Source organism: Nonomuraea sp. NPDC004702 (genome assembly GCF_053601695.1).
Window position 1 is genome coordinate 52,262 of sequence record NZ_JBSGCE010000029.1, and the last position, 15,495, is coordinate 67,756.

Here is a 15,495-nt window from a genome sequence, read left to right on the forward strand (position 1 = left end):
TCTCCTACCCTCCGAGGAGTGAGCCCCATGACGTTGCCCGCCGACAGCCATGTGCACAGCGAATGGTCCTGGGACGCCCCGAAGGGCGACATGGAGCGTTCCTGCGCGCGGGCGGTGGAGCTCGGCCTGCCCGCCATCGCCTTCACCGAGCACGTCGACCACACCGTCTGGACGGTCGACCCCGGCGCCCTCGACGGCCACGACCACCTGCTCGCGCTGACGACGCCGGACGGTCACCTCCCTCCCCCGGCCTTCGACGCCGCGGGCTACCTGGAGGCGGTCGAGCGGTGCCGCGAGCGTTTCCCGCAGCTGCGCATCCTGAGCGGCCTGGAGCTGGGCGAGCCGCACCGGCACGCCGGGGAGGTCGCCCGCGTGCTCGCCGCCGGGCGCTTCGACCGGGTGCTCGGCTCCCTGCACAGCCTGCCCGCCGGCGACGGGTTCTGCGAGCCGCCCGGCCTGTACGCCCGCAGCGCCGCCGCCCAGGTGATCCGGGACTACCTGGCCGAGATCCCCGAGCTGGTCGCGGGCAGCGACGTGTTCGCCGTGCTGGCCCACGTCGACTACCCGGTCCGCTACTGGCCGCAGGCGGCCGGGCCGTTCGACCCGGCCGCCTTCGAGGAGGAGTTCCGGCACGCGCTGCGGGTGACCGCCGGGTCGGGCCGGGCGCTGGAGATCAACACGGTCCTGCCGCTGCACACGACGCTGCTCGGGTGGTGGCGGGAGGAGGGCGGGCAGGCCGTGACGTTCGGCAGCGACGCCCACGAGCCGTCCGTCGTCGCGCGCCGGTTCCGGGAGGCGGCGGAGCTGGCCCGGGCGCACGGCTTCCGCCCGGGCCGGGACCCGTACGACTTCTGGGGCCGTACGGGCTGATCCCCCGTCCGGGCCGCCTAGCGGTCCACCAGGCGGGCCCGGAGCAGCGCCAGGTCGCCCGGTGGCAGGCCGCCGGCCAGCAGGTACGCCTGCGCGCCGCCGTGCCGGTCGTCCAGGTGGGCCAGGGCGGCCAGCATGGTGTCCGCGGTGACCTCGGCGAACAGGCGCAGCGCCCTGGCCCGCCCCGAGTCGCCGTCCAGGGCGGCCAGGTGCTCGTCGAGGCGCAGGCAGACGGCCGTCATGGCGTAGTCGGCGGCGATCTCCTGCCGGGAGACGCCGGCCAGCGAGAGGGCCAGCGCGACCGCCAGCCCGGTTCTGTCCTTGCCGGAGTGGCAGTGCAGCAGGACGCCCCCGTCCGGCGCGTGGGCGACGGCCGACAGGACGGCGGCGAACCGGGCGGCGCCCCGGTCGAGGATCACCCGGTAGATGCCGGGCAGGGTGTCGTCCAGCGCCTCCAGGACGGTGTCCTCGTCCCGCAGGACGGGCAGGTGGCGGCGGCCCGGCACGTCGGGACCGGGGTCGGCCTCGCACTCGGCGGCCAGCCGGAGGTCGGCGACGAGCCGGATCCCGTGCGCCCGCAGCGCCGGGACGGCCGTGCCCCTCGGACGGTCCCCCCGCACCAGCGCGCCCCACCGGATCCGGCCGCCGTCCTCGGTCGGCAGCCCGCCGAGGTCGCGCACGTTCTCGCAGCCCGGCCAGCTCAGCACCCGGCCGCCCGACGGCGGCTCCAGGGACCTCACGCGAGGTCCCGCAGGTTGCTGGTCCAGGCGTCGATGGTGGCCTGCCACTCCTTCGGGTCCTCCGGCCGTCCGGGCACGCCGGGCCTGGTCTGCCAGGGCAGCGGCCCCGACTCCGGCCGGTACTCCACCCCGATCGCCGCCAGCCGCTGCAGGTGGCCCGCCAGCCGCGCGCGGAAGTCCTCCAGGTCGCGTCCGGGCGGCCCCCAGACGGTCTCGGCGAAGGCCGCCAGCCGGGGGAAGACCATGTAGTCGACCCGCCGGTTGGAGTCGATCAGCTCCGTCCAGACCCCGCACTGCGCGCCGAGCACCCGTTCCGCCGCCGGGTCGTCGCGCAGCTGCGCGGGCACGGGCTCGAAGGCGTAGACGTCCTCCAGCGCCAGCACGGTCCCGAACGGCACCGGCTCGTCCTCCCCCGGCCCCTGGCGGTAGTCGAAGTAGACCTGGGTGTTGGAGCAGTTGATGACGTCGTGCCCGCGCCGGGCGGCGGCCACCGCCCCGAGGTCGCCGCGCCAGGACGCCACCACCGCCCCGGGCGCCAGCCCGCCCTCCAGGATCTCGTCCCAGCCGACCAGGCGGCGTCCCCGGGCGGCCAGGAAGTCGTCGAACTGGTGGATGAACCAGCTCTGCAGCTCCTCCTCGTCCCGCAGGCCCAGCTCCCTGATCCGGCGCTGGGCCGACGGGCTCTCCCGCCACTGCTCCTTGCGGCACTCGTCGCCGCCCACGCACACGTACGGGCTGGGGAACAGCTCCAGCACCTCGTCGAGCACGTTCTTGAAGAAGGCGACGGTGGCGTCCTCGGCGTTGAGCACGTTCCGGCCGATGCCCCAGGTCGTGCGGACCTCCAGCGGCGTGCCGAGGTTGCCCAGCTCGGGGTAGGCGGCGATGGCGGCCTGGGTGTGGCCGGGCAGGTCGATCTCGGGCACGACGGTGATGTGCCGGGCGGCGGCGTAGGCGACGATCTCCCTGAGGTCGTCCTGGGTGTAGTAGCCGCCGTGGGGACGGCCGTCCATGGCGCCGTTCCAGCCGGTCTGGCTCTCCCGCCGCCACGCGCCGACCTCGGTCAGGCGGGGGTAACGCCGGATCTCGACGCGCCAGCCCTGGTCGTCGGTCAGGTGCAGGTGCAGGACGTTCAGCTTGTGCAGGGCCATCAGGTCGATGAACCGCAGCAGGTCGTGCTTGGTCATGAAATGCCGGGCGACGTCGAGGAGGCAGCCGCGCCAGCCGAAGCGCGGCTCGTCCTCGATGTGCACGCCCGGCGCGACCAGGGGTTCGGCGGCCGGCGACCGGCGGTAGGCGGCGGCGGGCAGGAGCTGGCGGAAGGTCTGCGCGCCGTAGAAGGCCCCGGCGGGCCCGCCCGCGTCGATGGCGACGCCGTCGTCGCCCACGCTCAGCCGGTACGCCTCCGGGCCGAGGTCGTCGCCCAGCCCCAGGGTGATCGTCCCCGGGCCCGGCGTGCCGGGCAGCAGCTCACCTCCGGTGACCTGGCCGAGCTCGGCGCGCAGCCAGGCGGCCACCCCGGTGAGCGCCGGGTCGGCGGTGAGCGCCGTGCGCCCGTCGAGGACGAACCTCCCGCGCCTGGTCCCGTGGCTGACGGGCCTGGGAACGATCTTCAAGTGCATCTCCTCACTGACAGGTGACGGTGGCGTCGGCGAAGTCGGCGTGGTCGGAGGTGGCGTTGTCCCCGCCGTTGGTCGCGACCAGCCGGACGAACCGGGCGCCCGCGACGGACGCCGTGACCTTCCTGGCGGGCATGGCGCCGGTCAGCACGCCGGAGTGCGCGACCCGGCCGCCGTCGGCCCACACCTCGAAGTCGGCCGAGCCGGCCTGGCCGACCTCGTCGTCGATGCCGGCCTGGAACTCGACCGTCGTGCACCGGCCGGCGGTGTGGAACTCGATGTCGGCGGGGGCGTGCGTGCCCAGGCCCTTGGCGTACCGGACGCCCTCGACGGTGATCGGACGGCCGTCGCCGGCGGCCCGCTCGCCGTTGCTGGCGTCCTTCTCGACCGGGCCGAAGTAGTTCGTGGCCCTGGTCCAGGCCAGGTCGCTCAGGTAGGTGCGGCCCGTGCCCGGCGCCTTGGCCACGATGACGACGGCGACGGCGCGCCGGTCGCCCTGGGTGAAGGCGACCTCGTAGGTGCCGGGCGCGGCGTCCGCGGGCGGGGTGACCGTCCAGGTCACGGTGAACGTCTCGGCGGCGCCGAGCCGGGCGGTCGTGGCCGGCGTGCGGGCCTCGGCGCGCCAGCCGTCCGGCGCGGACGCCTTGACCTCGACGTCCCGCAGCGGGGCGGTGGCCCCGGTGTTCGTGACGCGGGTGACCAGCTCGCCGGGCACGCCGGGCTCCAGCACCGAGGGCCGGTCCTCGCCGAGGAAGCGCGGCGGGTCGGCCTCGAAGGTCACCAGCGGCGGCGCCTGCTTCCGGCTCTCCGAGACCCGGTAGAGCACCGCCGCGTGCGCCGGGACCTGCGCCGACAGCACGTCCTTCGTCGAGCTGACCGCGCCGGACCACAGCTCCTCGACCCGGTGGCGGGAGCCCGCGCCGAGCCGGGTGGAGATGACAGCCGCCCGGTCGCTCTCGTTGAACAGCGCGATCGCCCGGTCGCCGCCGTCCAGGGGCTTGGCCAGGACGTGGTACCAGCCGTCGGAGGCGACGAGCCGGCCGTGCGCGCCCAGCCGGTCCTGGTCCACCGCGATCACCTTGGGGTTGGCGACGACGGCCGCCGGCGCCTTGGCCGGGTCGGCCTGCAGGACGAGCGGCGCGGCCCCCATGGCCCACAGCGTGAACTGGGCGCGGTACTCGGTCTCGGTCATCCCGCCGCGCCCGGCCTGGATCAGGTCGGGGTCGGCCCAGCTGCCCGGCCCGGCGTACTCGGCTCTGAGCTGGTTGGTCTCCCAGATGTCGACCATGCTGGGGTAGCTGTCGGGGATGGGCTTGTTGTAGACGTTCGTCCGCCAGGTGGTGGCGCCGGCGTCCTTGCCCCACAACCAGGGCACGGTGCTGCCGTCCTCGTTGTTCATGGCGAACACCACGCCGTCGCCGAGGGCCTGGCGCATGCGCGGGTAGAGGGTCTGGGCGATCTGCTGCACGTTCTGGCCGGGGAAGTCGGCCGTGGGGACGTTGCACCAGTCGTACTTGACGTAGTCGGCGCCCCAGGCCCTGAGCTGGGCGGCGTCGGCGGCCTCCTGCTTGTAGGAGCCGGGGCCGCCGCCGGAGCACGCCTTGGTGCCGGCCGACAGGCTCAGGCCGAGTTTGAGGCCCTTGGCGTGCAGCTCGTCGGCCAGCGCCTTGACGCCGCCCGGGAAGCGGGCCGGGTCGGGGGCCAGGGCGCCGCCGCTGCGCTGGGCGGCCAGCCAGCAGTCGTCGAGCACGACGTACCGGTAGCCGAGCGGCGCGAGCGGGGCGAGGGCGCCGGCGGCCTGGCGGACGGCCGCCTCGGAGACCGAGCAGCCCAGGGAGCGGCTGCTCCAGCCCATCGGGGGCGCCGCGACGGCCGCCGCGGTCGCCACGGAACCGGGTAAGGGCGCGAAGGGCAGGGTGAGGAGGGCCGCCGCGACGGCGGCCGTGATCGTGCGCATGGGGATCCCGTCAGGCTGGGTGGAGGCTCGGGTCGCCCGGCTCGACGACGAACGAGCCGGAGGTGTAGGCGGGCGCGTACGGCTCGGTCACCCGGGACAGCGAGCGGAAGTCGACCTTCATCTCCTGCTGGGTGAGCTTGGCGCGGACGTAGCCGCGGCGGCCGTTGAAGAACTTCACGTGCGGGTTCTCGGCGAGCAGCGTCTGGGTGTTGGGGTACTCGTCGAGGCCGTTGCCGGCGCTGGTGACCGACGTGGTGACCAGCTCGACCGCGACGGACTTCGACTCGGGGTCCTGGAAGTCGCGCTTGACCTCCCCGGCCCAGTGGGAGTGCACGTCGCCGGTGAGGACGACCGCGTTGCGCCGGTAGTCGTCGATGGCGGCGGTCAGCCGGTTGCGGGAGGCGACGTAGCCGTCCCAGCCCTCGTTGGAGTAGCCCTTGCCCTCGCCGTTGGTCCAGTCCATCTCCATGAGGAAGACCTGCTGGCCGAGCAGGTCCCAGGTGGCCTGGGAGCCCTTGAGCTGCCCGTCGAGCCAGGACTCCTGCTCGCCGCCGAGCATCGTGCGGTTGGGGGCCAGCCGCTCGGCGCAGTCGGCGCCGACCGTGCCGCTCCTGCCGGTGCAGGCGTACAGGTCGCGGTACTGGCGGGTGTCGAGCATGTGCAGGTTGGCGACCGCGCCCCAGCGGATCGTGCGGTAGAGCCGCAGGGCGGGGCCGTCGGGGCGCTGGGCGCGGCGCAGCGGCATGTTCTCGTAGTACGCCTGGAAGGCCGCGGCCCGGCGGGCGAGGAAGGGCGGGTCGGGCTGTTCGGGCACGTCGCCGGCCCAGGCGTTCTCGATGTCGTGGTCGTCCCACACGACCACCCAGGGGGCGATCGCGTGGGCCAGCCGCGACTCGGGGTCGGCCTTGTGCTGGGCGTGCCGCAGCCGGTATCCGGCCAGGTCGAGGCATTCGCCGCCGGCCTGGTCGCGGACGGGGTACTTGTAGTCGCCGTACTCGTAGATGTAGTCGCCGAGGAAGGCGATGAGGTCGGGGTGGTCCTCGGCCATCCGGCGGTAGGGGGTGAACCAGCCGGTCTGGTAGTCGGCGCAGGAGGTGAACGACAGGTTCAGGGGGCGGGAGCGGGCGCCGGGGGCGGGGGCGGTCAGGGTGCGGCCGACCTCGCTGATCTCGCCCTCGGCGCGGAAGCGGTAGAAGTACTCCGCGCCCGGGCGCAGGCCGTCCAGCTCGACGTGCACGCTGTGGGCCGACTCGTGGCGGGCCTGCTCGACGCCCTGGCGCACGACGTGGCGGAAGTTCTCGTCGGAGGCGAGCTGCCACTGCACCGGCACGACGCGGTCCGGCATGCCGCCGAGCCCGTCGAGCGCGACCGGGTCCATGGCGAGCCGGGTCCAGAGGACGACGCCGTCCGGCGTGGGCTCGCCGGAGGCGACGCCGAGCTGGAACGGGTCGGACAGGGGGGCACGCCGGGCCGCCGCGCGCACGGGTGAGGCACCCAGTGCGGCGGCGAGGCCCAGGCTCGCGCCCCCGGCGAACAACGATCGCCGGGTGATCAATGGAGCTCCTACTTGATGGAGGCGTTGCCGGCGGCCACGGCCTGGTCGGCGGCCTGCTGGGGGGTGAGCTTGCCGAGGTACATCTCGTTGAGGATCTGGTTGAGCTTGTTCTCGAAGCCGGTGAAGCCGGTGGTGACCGGCAGCGGGAAGGTCTGGCCCTCCGACTCCTCCTGGAACGGCGAGACGTCGAGCTTCTTGGACTTCCAGTAGTCGACGTAGCCCTGCGACAGCCCGTTGAGCGCGGGGAAGACGTAGCCGCCGTCGGCCATCATCTTCTGCGGCTCCTCGGTGCCGAGCCAGGTGGCCAGCTTCATCGCCTCGGCCGGGTGGGCGCTCTTGGCGGAGACGGCCTCGGACAGGCCGTTGAGGTTCACCGAACGGCCCTGCGGGCCCTCGGGCATGGCGGCGACGCCGATCTCGAAGTTGGCCTCCGGCGCGACGAACGGCAGCAGCGCGTTGTTCGCCGGGAACATGGCGACCTTCCCGGCCTTGAACATGTCGGTGACCTTGCCGGTGGGCGGGTTGGTCTGGGTGGCCGGCGGCGAGACGTGGTGCTTGTTGACCAGGTCCACGCCGAACTGCAGCCCCTGGACGGAGGCGGCGTCGTTGAAGGTGTAGTTGCCGAAGGGCTTGTCCAGCAGCTTGCCGCCGTTGGAGCTGACCCAGTTCATCCACTGCGTCTGGTAGTGGTTCCAGGAGGCGAAGCCGTACGTGGTGACCTTGGCGGGGTCGAAGCCGGGCTCGCCGGGGTGCTTGCCGGCCTCGTCCACGGTGAGCTTGCGGGCGGTGTCGAGCAGGGTGCCGGAGCCGTCGGCCGCCCAGGTGAGCTTGTCCGGCATGGTCACGCCGGCCTTGGCGAACAGGTCCTTGTTGTAGAGCAGGCCGACGATCCCCCAGTCCTTCGGCACGCCGTACAGCTTGCCCTGGTAGGTGAACGAGCCGACCACGGTCTGGTGGTACTTGGAGCCGTCCACCTGGACGGGCGCCAGCACGCCCTTGGTGACGAACTCGGGGAACTGGGTGGGGCTCATCCAGAAGACGTCCGGCGCGGTCCCGGCGACGGCGTCGGCCGTGAGCTTGGTCCAGTACTGGTCGTAGGGCAGCAGCTCTATCTTGACGTCGATGCCCGGGTTGGCCTTCTCGAAGGCGGCCATCACCTTCTCGTAGCCGACCTTCTGCTGGTCGTCCCAGAGCCGGTAGGTGAGCGTGACCTTGACGGAGTCTCCGGAGCCCGACCCGCAGCCGGACAGGATGAGCGTGGCGGCGCAGAGCAGCGCCCCGGCCCAGCGAATCGGGGGGGATTGCAACATTCGCTGACCTCTTGTTCGTGTGCTACTTGAGGCCGGTGAGGACCACCGACCGGACGATGTGTCTTTGGAAGAAGACGAAGACGGCCACCATCGGCACGAGCGCGATCAGCCCGCCGGCCATCATCAGGTTGTAGTCGACGCCGATGCCGACCTTGAGGGTGGCGAGCGCCACCGTCATCACCCTGGTCTCGTCGCCGCTGGTGATGATCAGCGGCCAGATGAAGCTGTTCCACGACGAGATCACGGTGATGATCGTCAGGGTGCCGAGCGCCGGGCGGCACAGCGGCAGCAGGATGCGCAGCAGGACGGTCATCGCCCCGGCCCCGTCGATCCGGGCGGCCTCCTCCAGCCCGGCGGGCAGGGACTTGAAGAACTGGCGCATCAGGAAGATGCCGTACGGGGTGCCCAGCACGTACGGGATGAGCAGGCCGTACCAGGTGTTGACCAGGCCGAGCTCGCGCATGATGAGGAACAGGGGGATCATCGTGACCGCGCCCGGCACCATCATGGTGGCGACGTACAGCCAGAACAGGGCCTCCCTGCCCCGGAAGCGCAGCCGCGCGAAGGCGTAGGCGGCGAAGGTGGTGAAGACGAGCTGCCCGAGGGTGAGCACGACCGTCATCAGCAGGGTGTTGAGCACGTACCGGGGGAAGTCGCCGCTCAGCAGCCGGGTCAGGTTGGCGGTGGTCGGCGGCAGGCCGGGCAGCCACGGCTCGGTGGAGCTGAGCTGCGACTGCGTCTTGAACGCGGTCAGCACGACCAGCAGGTACGGGAAGACGGAGACGAACGCGCCGGCCGCGAGCACGACGTGGAGCAGGGTGCGCTTGATCATGGGGGGCCTCAGCTCAGGTCGTAGGTGGTGCGCTTGCCGAAGAACCTGACCTGCGCCAGCGTCACCAGCAGGATGACCCCGAACAGCAACATCGACAGGGTCGAGGCGTAGCCGAAGTCGAACTGCTTGAACGCCGTCTCGTAGATGCGGAAGTTGAGCACTTCGGTGCTCTGGCTGGGGCCGCCGTTGGTCATGACGTAGACGGTGTCGAACACCTGGAAGGCGCCGATCAGGTTGGTCACCATGACGAAGAACATCGTGGGGTTGAGCAGCGGCAGCGTGATGCGCCAGAACCGCTGGGCGGGGGTGGCGCCGTCGGTGGCGGCGGCGTCGTACAGCTCCTTGGGGATGCCCTGGAGGCCGGCCAGGAAGAACAGCATGGTGTAGCCGGTGTGCTGCCAGACGTTGACCAGCGCGATCGCGGGCAGCGCCCAGGCGGGGTCGGACAGCCAGTCGGGGCCGGTGACGCCGGCCAGGCCGAGCAGGCTGTTGAGCGCGCCGTCGCGCGGGTCGAAGATCCAGTTCCAGACCAGGCCGAGGACGATCGGGGTGGCCATCCACGGGATCAGGTACAACGAGCGGTACAGCCGCAGGCCCTTGACCTTGCGGTCCAGCAGCAGCGCCAGCACCAGGGCCAGCACGGTCTGCAGCGGGATGCACAGGACGACGTACAGGAGGGTGACGCCCAGCGCGTGCCAGCTCTCGCCGTCGGCGGCCAGCCGGCGGTAGTTGTCCAGCCCGGCGAACGTGGGCTCCGACAGCAGCTCCCAGTCGAAGAAGCTGAGCACCAGGACGATGACGACCGGCAGCAGCAGGAACGCCACCACCCCGAACAGGCTGGGCCCGACGAACAGGTAGGCGTGCCAGTCACGGGTGCGCCTGCGCGGCGGCCGCCGCGGAGCCTCCTTGGTGGCGGCCCGGACCGTCTCGGTGATCACGACGGGTCCGTGGCGGTGGGGACCAGCAGGCGGCGGGTGGTCTCCAGCCCCCACTCGTCGAGGGCGGCGATCGGGTCGCTGGAGCCGCGCAGGCCGCCGGTGCCCTCGATGTGCGCCGCCCACTCCTGCCGGGCCTCCACCTCGGGCCGCACGATGAGGCAGTCGGGGTCGTTGACCCACCAGCGGGCGTGCAGGAACTCGCGGGCCGCGCCGGTCAGCCGGGCGCCGAGCTGGGAGGGCTGGCTGATGTCGCCCGACCGGGGGTGCAGGGTGGGCGCGATGTCGGGGCTGACCCGCATGATGTCGACCAGCCCGATGCTGGGCAGCATGGGCGCGCCGCAGCCGTGCAGGGTGGCCTCGGGGCCCGCGCCGCGCCGCACGAGCTCCAGCCCGCGCCGGTAGGCCGCGATCGGGTCGAGGTCCTCGTGGCGGCGGCCGGCCAGGGCGCCGGCGTAGAGGTAGTCGAGCTTGAAGTGGGTGACGCCCATGGCGGCGAAGGCGGCGAAGACGTGGACCAGGTGCTCGGCCGCGCCGGGGTGGGTGACGTCGAGGACGGCGAGGTCCTGGTTCCACATGCGGCCCGCGTACGCGCCGTCCACCAGCCAGTCGGGGTGCTCGTGGAACAGGCGGCTGTCGTGGCCGACCAGGAAGGGGGCGGTCCAGATGCCGGCGCGGCGGCCGGAGCCGGTGACGGCGTCCAGGGCGCGGGCGAGGGAGCCGAAGCCGGGCCTGGGGTCCAGCCAGTCGCCGATGCCGGCCTCGTAGCCGTCGTCGACGAGGAACATGTCGGCGGTCAGGCCGTGCCGGTCGGCCAGCGCCAGGTTCTCCAGGACGTCGGCGTCGGTGACCTTGTCCCAGTAGCCGTACCAGGTGCACCACATGGGGGGGACGGCGGGGAACGTCCTGGGTTCAGCCATGCCGTCCGCCCAGTCGCGCAGGGCCCGGCCGAGGTCGCCCTCGACGCGGTGGTGGCGTACCGGGCCGTCGGCGGAGACGATCAGGCGGTCGCCCTCCCGGCGGGCCCGGACGGAGGGCACCTGGAGCGGTCCGGGCGCGCTCCACAGCTCGACCGCGCCGTCGCCGGTCTCGACGGCCAGCAGCCCCTCGCCCTGGAAGACGCCGTCGGGGACGGGCGTCTCGGGGCGGTAGCAGAGGATCTGGATCGTCTCGTCGGCGGGTCTGGGCGGAAGGTCCCCGAGGCCGTAGGCGCCGGTGGGGCTCCACGACTGCCAGCCGTGCTCGAACACCCGGGTCCGGGCCTGGTCGCACCTGATCTCGCCGACGTCAACGAATGACATCAGACCTCATCTCTCTCAACTTACGAAGGAGCGCTTCATTAGTAGCACCGTCGGTTTCGGAGGGTCAACGCCCAATTTGAAGGGGTTCGTGGGTGGTGCGCCGTCGAGCTGGCCCCTGGCATAATCTCTGCTTACAGAGGAGACCTACGTTAAGGACGGCGATGGCGGATCTACGCGGCGGCGACCTGTCACGGCTGCGACAGCTCAACTCGCTGACCGCCATCCGGGCGTTGCGCCGGGCCGGCCCGCTCACCCTGTCGGCGCTGGCCGAGCGCACGGGGTTGTCGCGGCCGTCCATGAAGGAGGTCGCCGGCGAGCTGATGGACCTGGGCTGGGTGGAGGAGGTGCCGCCGAGCCCAGGCTCGATGGGCCGCCCGGCCCGCCGCTACCGCTTCCGCGCCGACAGCGGCTACCTGGTCGGCGTCGACGTGGGCGGCCACAACATCCGCGCCGCCCTGTCCGACCTCGACGGCGAGATCCTGGCCGAGACCCGCCAGCCGGTGCTGCCGGACGCGCCGCTGGAGGAGCGCCTGGCCGCGATCGAGCGGGCCGTCTCCGGCTGCCTGTCGCTCGGCCGCGTCGCGGTGTCCGACCTGTGGACGATCGCCGTCGGCACCATCGGCATCATCGACATCGAGGGGCGGGTCATCTACTCGGCCGCCGTCCCGTCCTGGCGCGACCTCGACCTGGCGGGCCGGATGCGGGAGATGTTCCCCTGCCAGGTGCTGATCGAGAACGACAGCCGCCTGGCCGCCATGGCCGAGACCCGGCGCGGCGTCGCCCAAGGCGCCAAGGACGTGGTGTTCCTGCACGTCGGCAGGCGCATGGGCGCCGGGCTGATCATCGGCGGCCGGGTCCACCGGGGGTTCGGGGCGGCGGCCGGGGAGATCTCCATGCTGCCCGAGGCCCGCTGGTTCGACGCGCCCGAGCACCTCAACTCGTGCGCGGCCGTCCCCGAGGGCACGCCGCCGGAGGACGCGGCGGGCTACACGCTGGCCGCCGCCAGGAACGGCGACCCGGTGGCGCTGGAGGCGGTCGGGCGCTATCTCGACGACCTGGCCGTGGGCGCGGCCGCCATGGTGCTCGTCCTCGATCCGCAGGTCGTGGTGCTGGGCGGCGGGTTCTCCAGGTCGGCGGACGTGCTGCTCGGGCCGCTGCGCGAACGGCTGGAGCGGCGGTGCATGCGCATGCCGGAGGTGCGGGCGTCCACGCTGGGCGACGAGTGCGTGGTGGCGGGCGCGATCGACTACGCCGTCGACCACCTCGACGAGCAGCTCTTCACCCCCGAGAGCGGCCCGCTGCCCCTCACCCGCTGACCGTTGTCTGCAGAATTACTGCAATCGGTTGTTGCAGAAATAACCACGCCACCAGGCACAACACTCGAAGCGTTTGCAGTTTTACCTGGACGTCTTGACCTTTCCTCGGCACGAAGCCACTGTTACTGCAACCGGTTGGCAAGGCTCGCGCGGCACCCCCCTTCCACTCCTCCATCGAAACGGAGCTGGACGTGCGTAAGAACCAACCCTTGGCGACGAGACTGGCGGTCGTGCTGACCACCGGCCTGCTCACCGCCGGCGGCCTGGTCGCCGTGCTGAACACGCCCGCCTCGGCGGCCCCGGCCGGCGGGAGCTACACGCTGGTCAACGGCGGCAGCGGCCTATGCGCCACCGTGCCGGGGCAGAGCACCGGCGACGGCGTGCAACTCGCGCAGAACGCCTGCGCCGAGGCCGCCGGGCAGGTCTTCACCCTCACCGCCGCCGGGAGCGGCTTCCAGGTCAAGGCGGCGCACAGCGGGAAGTGCGCCGGCGTCCGCGACGCCTCCACCAGCGCGGGCAAGCCCGTGCAGCAGGAGACCTGTACGGGCGCCGCCTCCCAGACCTGGCAGCTCACCGCCGCCGGCGACGCGTACCGGATCGTCAACGCGGGCGGCGGCAAGTGCCTCAACGTCAAGGACGACTCCACCGCGCCGGGCGCGCTGCTGCAGCAGAACTCCTGCGACTCGGCCGCCACCAAGCAGTGGACCCTGAAGCCGGCCGGCGGCGGACCGACCACCAGCCCCACCCCGACGCCCACTGTCACGCCCACTGTCACGCCGACCGTCCCGCCGCCCACCGGCGCGCTGTACGTCTCCCCGACCGGCAGGGACGGCGCGACCGGCACCCGGTCCGACCCGACGACGCTCACCTCCGCCATCACCCGCGTCGCCGCGGGCGGCACGATCTACCTGCGCGGCGGCACGTACGCCTTCAGCCAGACGGTCACCATCGCCCCTGGCAACGACGGCACCGCCGCGGCCCGCAAGAAGTTGTCGGCCTACCCCGGCGAGACGCCCGTGCTGAACTTCGCGGCCCAGAGCGAGGACCCGGCCAACCGCGGGCTCGCCGTCAACGGCTCGTACTGGCACCTGTACGGCATCACCGTCGAGCGCGCCGGCGACAACGGCATCTTCGTGGGCGGCAGCGGCAACATCATCGAACGGTCGGTGACCCGGTACAACCGCGACACCGGGCTGCAGCTCTCCCGGATCGCCTCCGACACGCCGCAGAGCCGGTGGCCGTCCGGCAACCTCGTCCTGAGCACGGTCTCGCACGACAACGCCGACTCCGACGGCGAGGACGCCGACGGCTTCGCCGCCAAGCTGACCGTCGGCACCGGCAACGTCTTCCGGTACGCGGTGTCCCGCAACAACATCGACGACGGCTGGGACCTGTACACCAAGACCGAGACCGGCCCGATCGGCCCGGTCACCGTCGAGGACTCCCTGGCCTACGGCAACGGCACGCTCAGCGACGGCAGCCAGGCCGGCAACGGCGACCGCAACGGCTACAAGCTGGGCGGCGAGGACATCAAGGTCGACCACGTCGTGCGGCGCAACATCGCCTACCGCAACGGCAAGCACGGCTTCACCTACAACCGCAACCTCGGCACGATGTCGATCACCGGGAACGTCGCCGTCGACAACACCGAGCGCAACTTCTCCTTCGACGGCGGCACCTCGGTGTTCCGCGACAACACCTCGTGCCGCTCCGGCAGCGGCGCCAACGACAAGATCGTCGGCTCGGCCGACGCGTCCAACCAGTTCTGGTCCGGCTCGAACGGCTCCCGCTGCTCGGCCTACGGCGGCGCCCTGAACTGGTCCTTCGCCGCGGACGGCCGCCTGGTGGTGACCTTCGGCGGCGTCCCGGTCGTCCCGGCGGGCTGACCGGCGGCCCCCGAGGCCCGGGACCCGCGTCAGGGTCCCGGGCCTTCGCCGTGCCGGTGGGGTAAACGAGGCGGAAGTGGAAAAGGTGGCCTTGTGAGGGCCTCCCGGTGAGGCCGCCGCGTCCCGTACGAAGAAAGAGCAGACGCCATGCCGTCTTCTGCCCTGCACCGTTCCATCCAGGTCGCCGAGCCCGGCGGCGCCCTGGCCCAGGCCCCGGCGCATACCCGCGAACCGGGCCCCGGCCAGGTGCGGATCACCGTCGAGGCGTGCGGGGTGTGCCACTCCGACGCGCTGATCATCGCCGGCGCGCTCCCGGGCACCGCCTTCCCCGTCACGCCGGGGCACGAGATCGCCGGACGCGTCGACGCGATCGGCGACGGCGTCGCGGGCTGGTCCGTGGGCGACCGGGTGGCGGTCGGCTGGTACGGCGGGAGCTGCGCCCACTGCGACGCCTGCCGGGAGGGCGACGGGGTGCTCTGTCCCGAGCTCCAGGTGCCGGGCGCCGCCTACCCGGGCGGGTTCGCCGACTCGGTCGTGGCGCCGGCCGTCGCGCTGGCCGCGATCCCCGACGAGCTGACCGCGGTGCAGGCGGCGCCCCTGGCCTGCGCGGGCGTGACCGTGTTCAACGCGCTGCGGCGCAGCTCGGCGCGGCCTGGCGACACCGTCGCGATCCTCGGGCTGGGCGGCCTCGGCCACCTGGGCGTGCAGTTCGCCGCGCGGATGGGCTTCGACACGATCGCCATCGCGCGCGGGAGCGACAAGGAGCCGCTGGCCCGCGAGCTCGGCGCCGCCCACTACATCGACGGCGCCGCCGAGCAGGCCGCCGACGCGCTGCTGGCGCTGGGCGGGGCCAAGGTGGTGCTGGCGACGGTGACCAGCTCGGCGGCGATGTCCGGCACGATCGACGGGCTGGGCCGGCGCGGCGAGCTCATCACCGTCGGCATCGACACCGACCCGCTCGCCGTCACTCCGCTGCAGCTCGTCGGCGGCGCCCGCCGGGTCTACGGGCACGCCTCCGGCATCGCCGTGGACACCCAGGACACCATGAGGTTCGCCGCGCGGAGCGGCGTGCGGGCCTGGACGGAGGAAGTGCCGCTGGAGGAGGCCGCGACGGCGTACCAGCGGATGATGTCCGGGCAGGCCCGCTTCCGCATGGTCCTGACCACCGGCAACTGAG

The 15,495-nt window shown here is 72.6% G+C and carries 12 protein-coding genes; 4 read left to right on the top strand and 8 right to left on the bottom strand.

What is annotated here, in order from left to right; genetic code table 11:
- Window positions 1-27 precede the first annotated feature (27 nt).
- On the top strand, window positions 28-870 hold the full coding sequence (locus ACWEJ6_RS30835; protein ID WP_452428261.1) for a PHP domain-containing protein: 843 nt from the start codon (window positions 28-30) through the stop codon (window positions 868-870).
- 17 nt (window positions 871-887) lie between these two features.
- On the opposite strand, the gene ACWEJ6_RS30840 is transcribed toward ACWEJ6_RS30835, so the two are convergent.
- From ACWEJ6_RS30840 to ACWEJ6_RS30875, 8 genes are read right to left on the bottom strand one after another with little or no spacing between them, the layout of a single operon-like run.
- Window positions 888-1,610, bottom strand: a complete 723-nt coding sequence (locus ACWEJ6_RS30840) for a tyrosine-protein phosphatase (RefSeq protein ID WP_452428263.1) — start codon at window positions 1,608-1,610, stop codon at window positions 888-890.
- Window positions 1,607-3,229 (bottom strand): beta-N-acetylhexosaminidase, encoded by a 1,623-nt coding sequence (locus ACWEJ6_RS30845; RefSeq protein ID WP_452428265.1) that lies wholly within the window; start codon window positions 3,227-3,229, stop codon window positions 1,607-1,609. The genes ACWEJ6_RS30840 and ACWEJ6_RS30845 overlap by 4 nt, the downstream gene beginning before the upstream one ends.
- Before the next feature lie 4 nt (window positions 3,230-3,233).
- Window positions 3,234-5,183, bottom strand: coding sequence for an NPCBM/NEW2 domain-containing protein (locus tag ACWEJ6_RS30850; protein ID WP_452428267.1), 1,950 nt, complete (start codon window positions 5,181-5,183; stop codon window positions 3,234-3,236).
- Between the two features lie 10 nt (window positions 5,184-5,193).
- The gene (locus ACWEJ6_RS30855; RefSeq protein ID WP_452428269.1) at window positions 5,194-6,738 is read right to left on the bottom strand and encodes an alkaline phosphatase D family protein; all 1,545 of its coding nucleotides are present in this window, start codon (window positions 6,736-6,738) and stop codon (window positions 5,194-5,196) included.
- A gap of 8 nt (window positions 6,739-6,746) precedes the next feature.
- The gene (locus tag ACWEJ6_RS30860) at window positions 6,747-8,048 is read right to left on the bottom strand and encodes an ABC transporter substrate-binding protein (RefSeq protein WP_452428271.1); all 1,302 of its coding nucleotides are present in this window, start codon (window positions 8,046-8,048) and stop codon (window positions 6,747-6,749) included.
- A gap of 22 nt (window positions 8,049-8,070) precedes the next feature.
- On the bottom strand, window positions 8,071-8,880 hold the full coding sequence (locus ACWEJ6_RS30865) for a carbohydrate ABC transporter permease (RefSeq protein ID WP_352353992.1): 810 nt from the start codon (window positions 8,878-8,880) through the stop codon (window positions 8,071-8,073).
- A gap of 8 nt (window positions 8,881-8,888) precedes the next feature.
- A complete protein-coding gene (locus tag ACWEJ6_RS30870; RefSeq protein WP_452428273.1) occupies window positions 8,889-9,818 on the bottom strand; it encodes a carbohydrate ABC transporter permease in 930 nt (309 codons plus the stop codon).
- Entirely contained in the window at window positions 9,815-11,116 is a 1,302-nt protein-coding gene (locus ACWEJ6_RS30875) for a glycoside hydrolase family 36 protein (RefSeq protein WP_452428275.1), read from the bottom strand. Before ACWEJ6_RS30875 ends, ACWEJ6_RS30870 begins: the two co-directional genes overlap by 4 nt.
- A gap of 161 nt (window positions 11,117-11,277) precedes the next feature.
- Between ACWEJ6_RS30875 and ACWEJ6_RS30880 the strand changes: the two genes are divergently transcribed.
- From ACWEJ6_RS30880 to ACWEJ6_RS30890, 3 genes are all read left to right on the top strand, one after another.
- Entirely contained in the window at window positions 11,278-12,432 is a 1,155-nt protein-coding gene (locus ACWEJ6_RS30880; protein WP_387670058.1) for an ROK family transcriptional regulator, read from the top strand.
- A 209-nt stretch (window positions 12,433-12,641) separates the two neighbouring features.
- Window positions 12,642-14,318, top strand: a complete 1,677-nt coding sequence (locus tag ACWEJ6_RS30885) for an RICIN domain-containing protein (RefSeq protein WP_452428278.1) — start codon at window positions 12,642-12,644, stop codon at window positions 14,316-14,318.
- A 147-nt stretch (window positions 14,319-14,465) separates the two neighbouring features.
- Window positions 14,466-15,494, top strand: a complete 1,029-nt coding sequence (locus ACWEJ6_RS30890) for an alcohol dehydrogenase catalytic domain-containing protein (protein WP_452428280.1) — start codon at window positions 14,466-14,468, stop codon at window positions 15,492-15,494.
- Window position 15,495: the final 1 nt, after the last annotated feature.

Bases quoted from the DNA above. Each gene is read 5' to 3' on its own strand.
- ACWEJ6_RS30850 (WP_452428267.1), bottom strand. From the start codon at position 5,183: ATGCGCACGATCACGGCCGCCGTCGCGGCGGCCCTCCTCACCCTGCCC.
- ACWEJ6_RS30880 (WP_387670058.1), top strand. From the start codon at position 11,278: ATGGCGGATCTACGCGGCGGCGACCTGTCACGGCTGCGACAGCTCAAC.
- ACWEJ6_RS30890 (WP_452428280.1), top strand. From the start codon at position 14,466: ATGCCGTCTTCTGCCCTGCACCGTTCCATCCAGGTCGCCGAGCCCGGC.
- ACWEJ6_RS30845 (WP_452428265.1), bottom strand. From the start codon at position 3,229: ATGCACTTGAAGATCGTTCCCAGGCCCGTCAGCCACGGGACCAGGCGC.
- ACWEJ6_RS30860 (WP_452428271.1), bottom strand. From the start codon at position 8,048: ATGTTGCAATCCCCCCCGATTCGCTGGGCCGGGGCGCTGCTCTGCGCC.
- ACWEJ6_RS30875 (WP_452428275.1), bottom strand. From the start codon at position 11,116: ATGTCATTCGTTGACGTCGGCGAGATCAGGTGCGACCAGGCCCGGACC.
- ACWEJ6_RS30865 (WP_352353992.1), bottom strand. From the start codon at position 8,880: ATGATCAAGCGCACCCTGCTCCACGTCGTGCTCGCGGCCGGCGCGTTC.
- ACWEJ6_RS30835 (WP_452428261.1), top strand. From the start codon at position 28: ATGACGTTGCCCGCCGACAGCCATGTGCACAGCGAATGGTCCTGGGAC.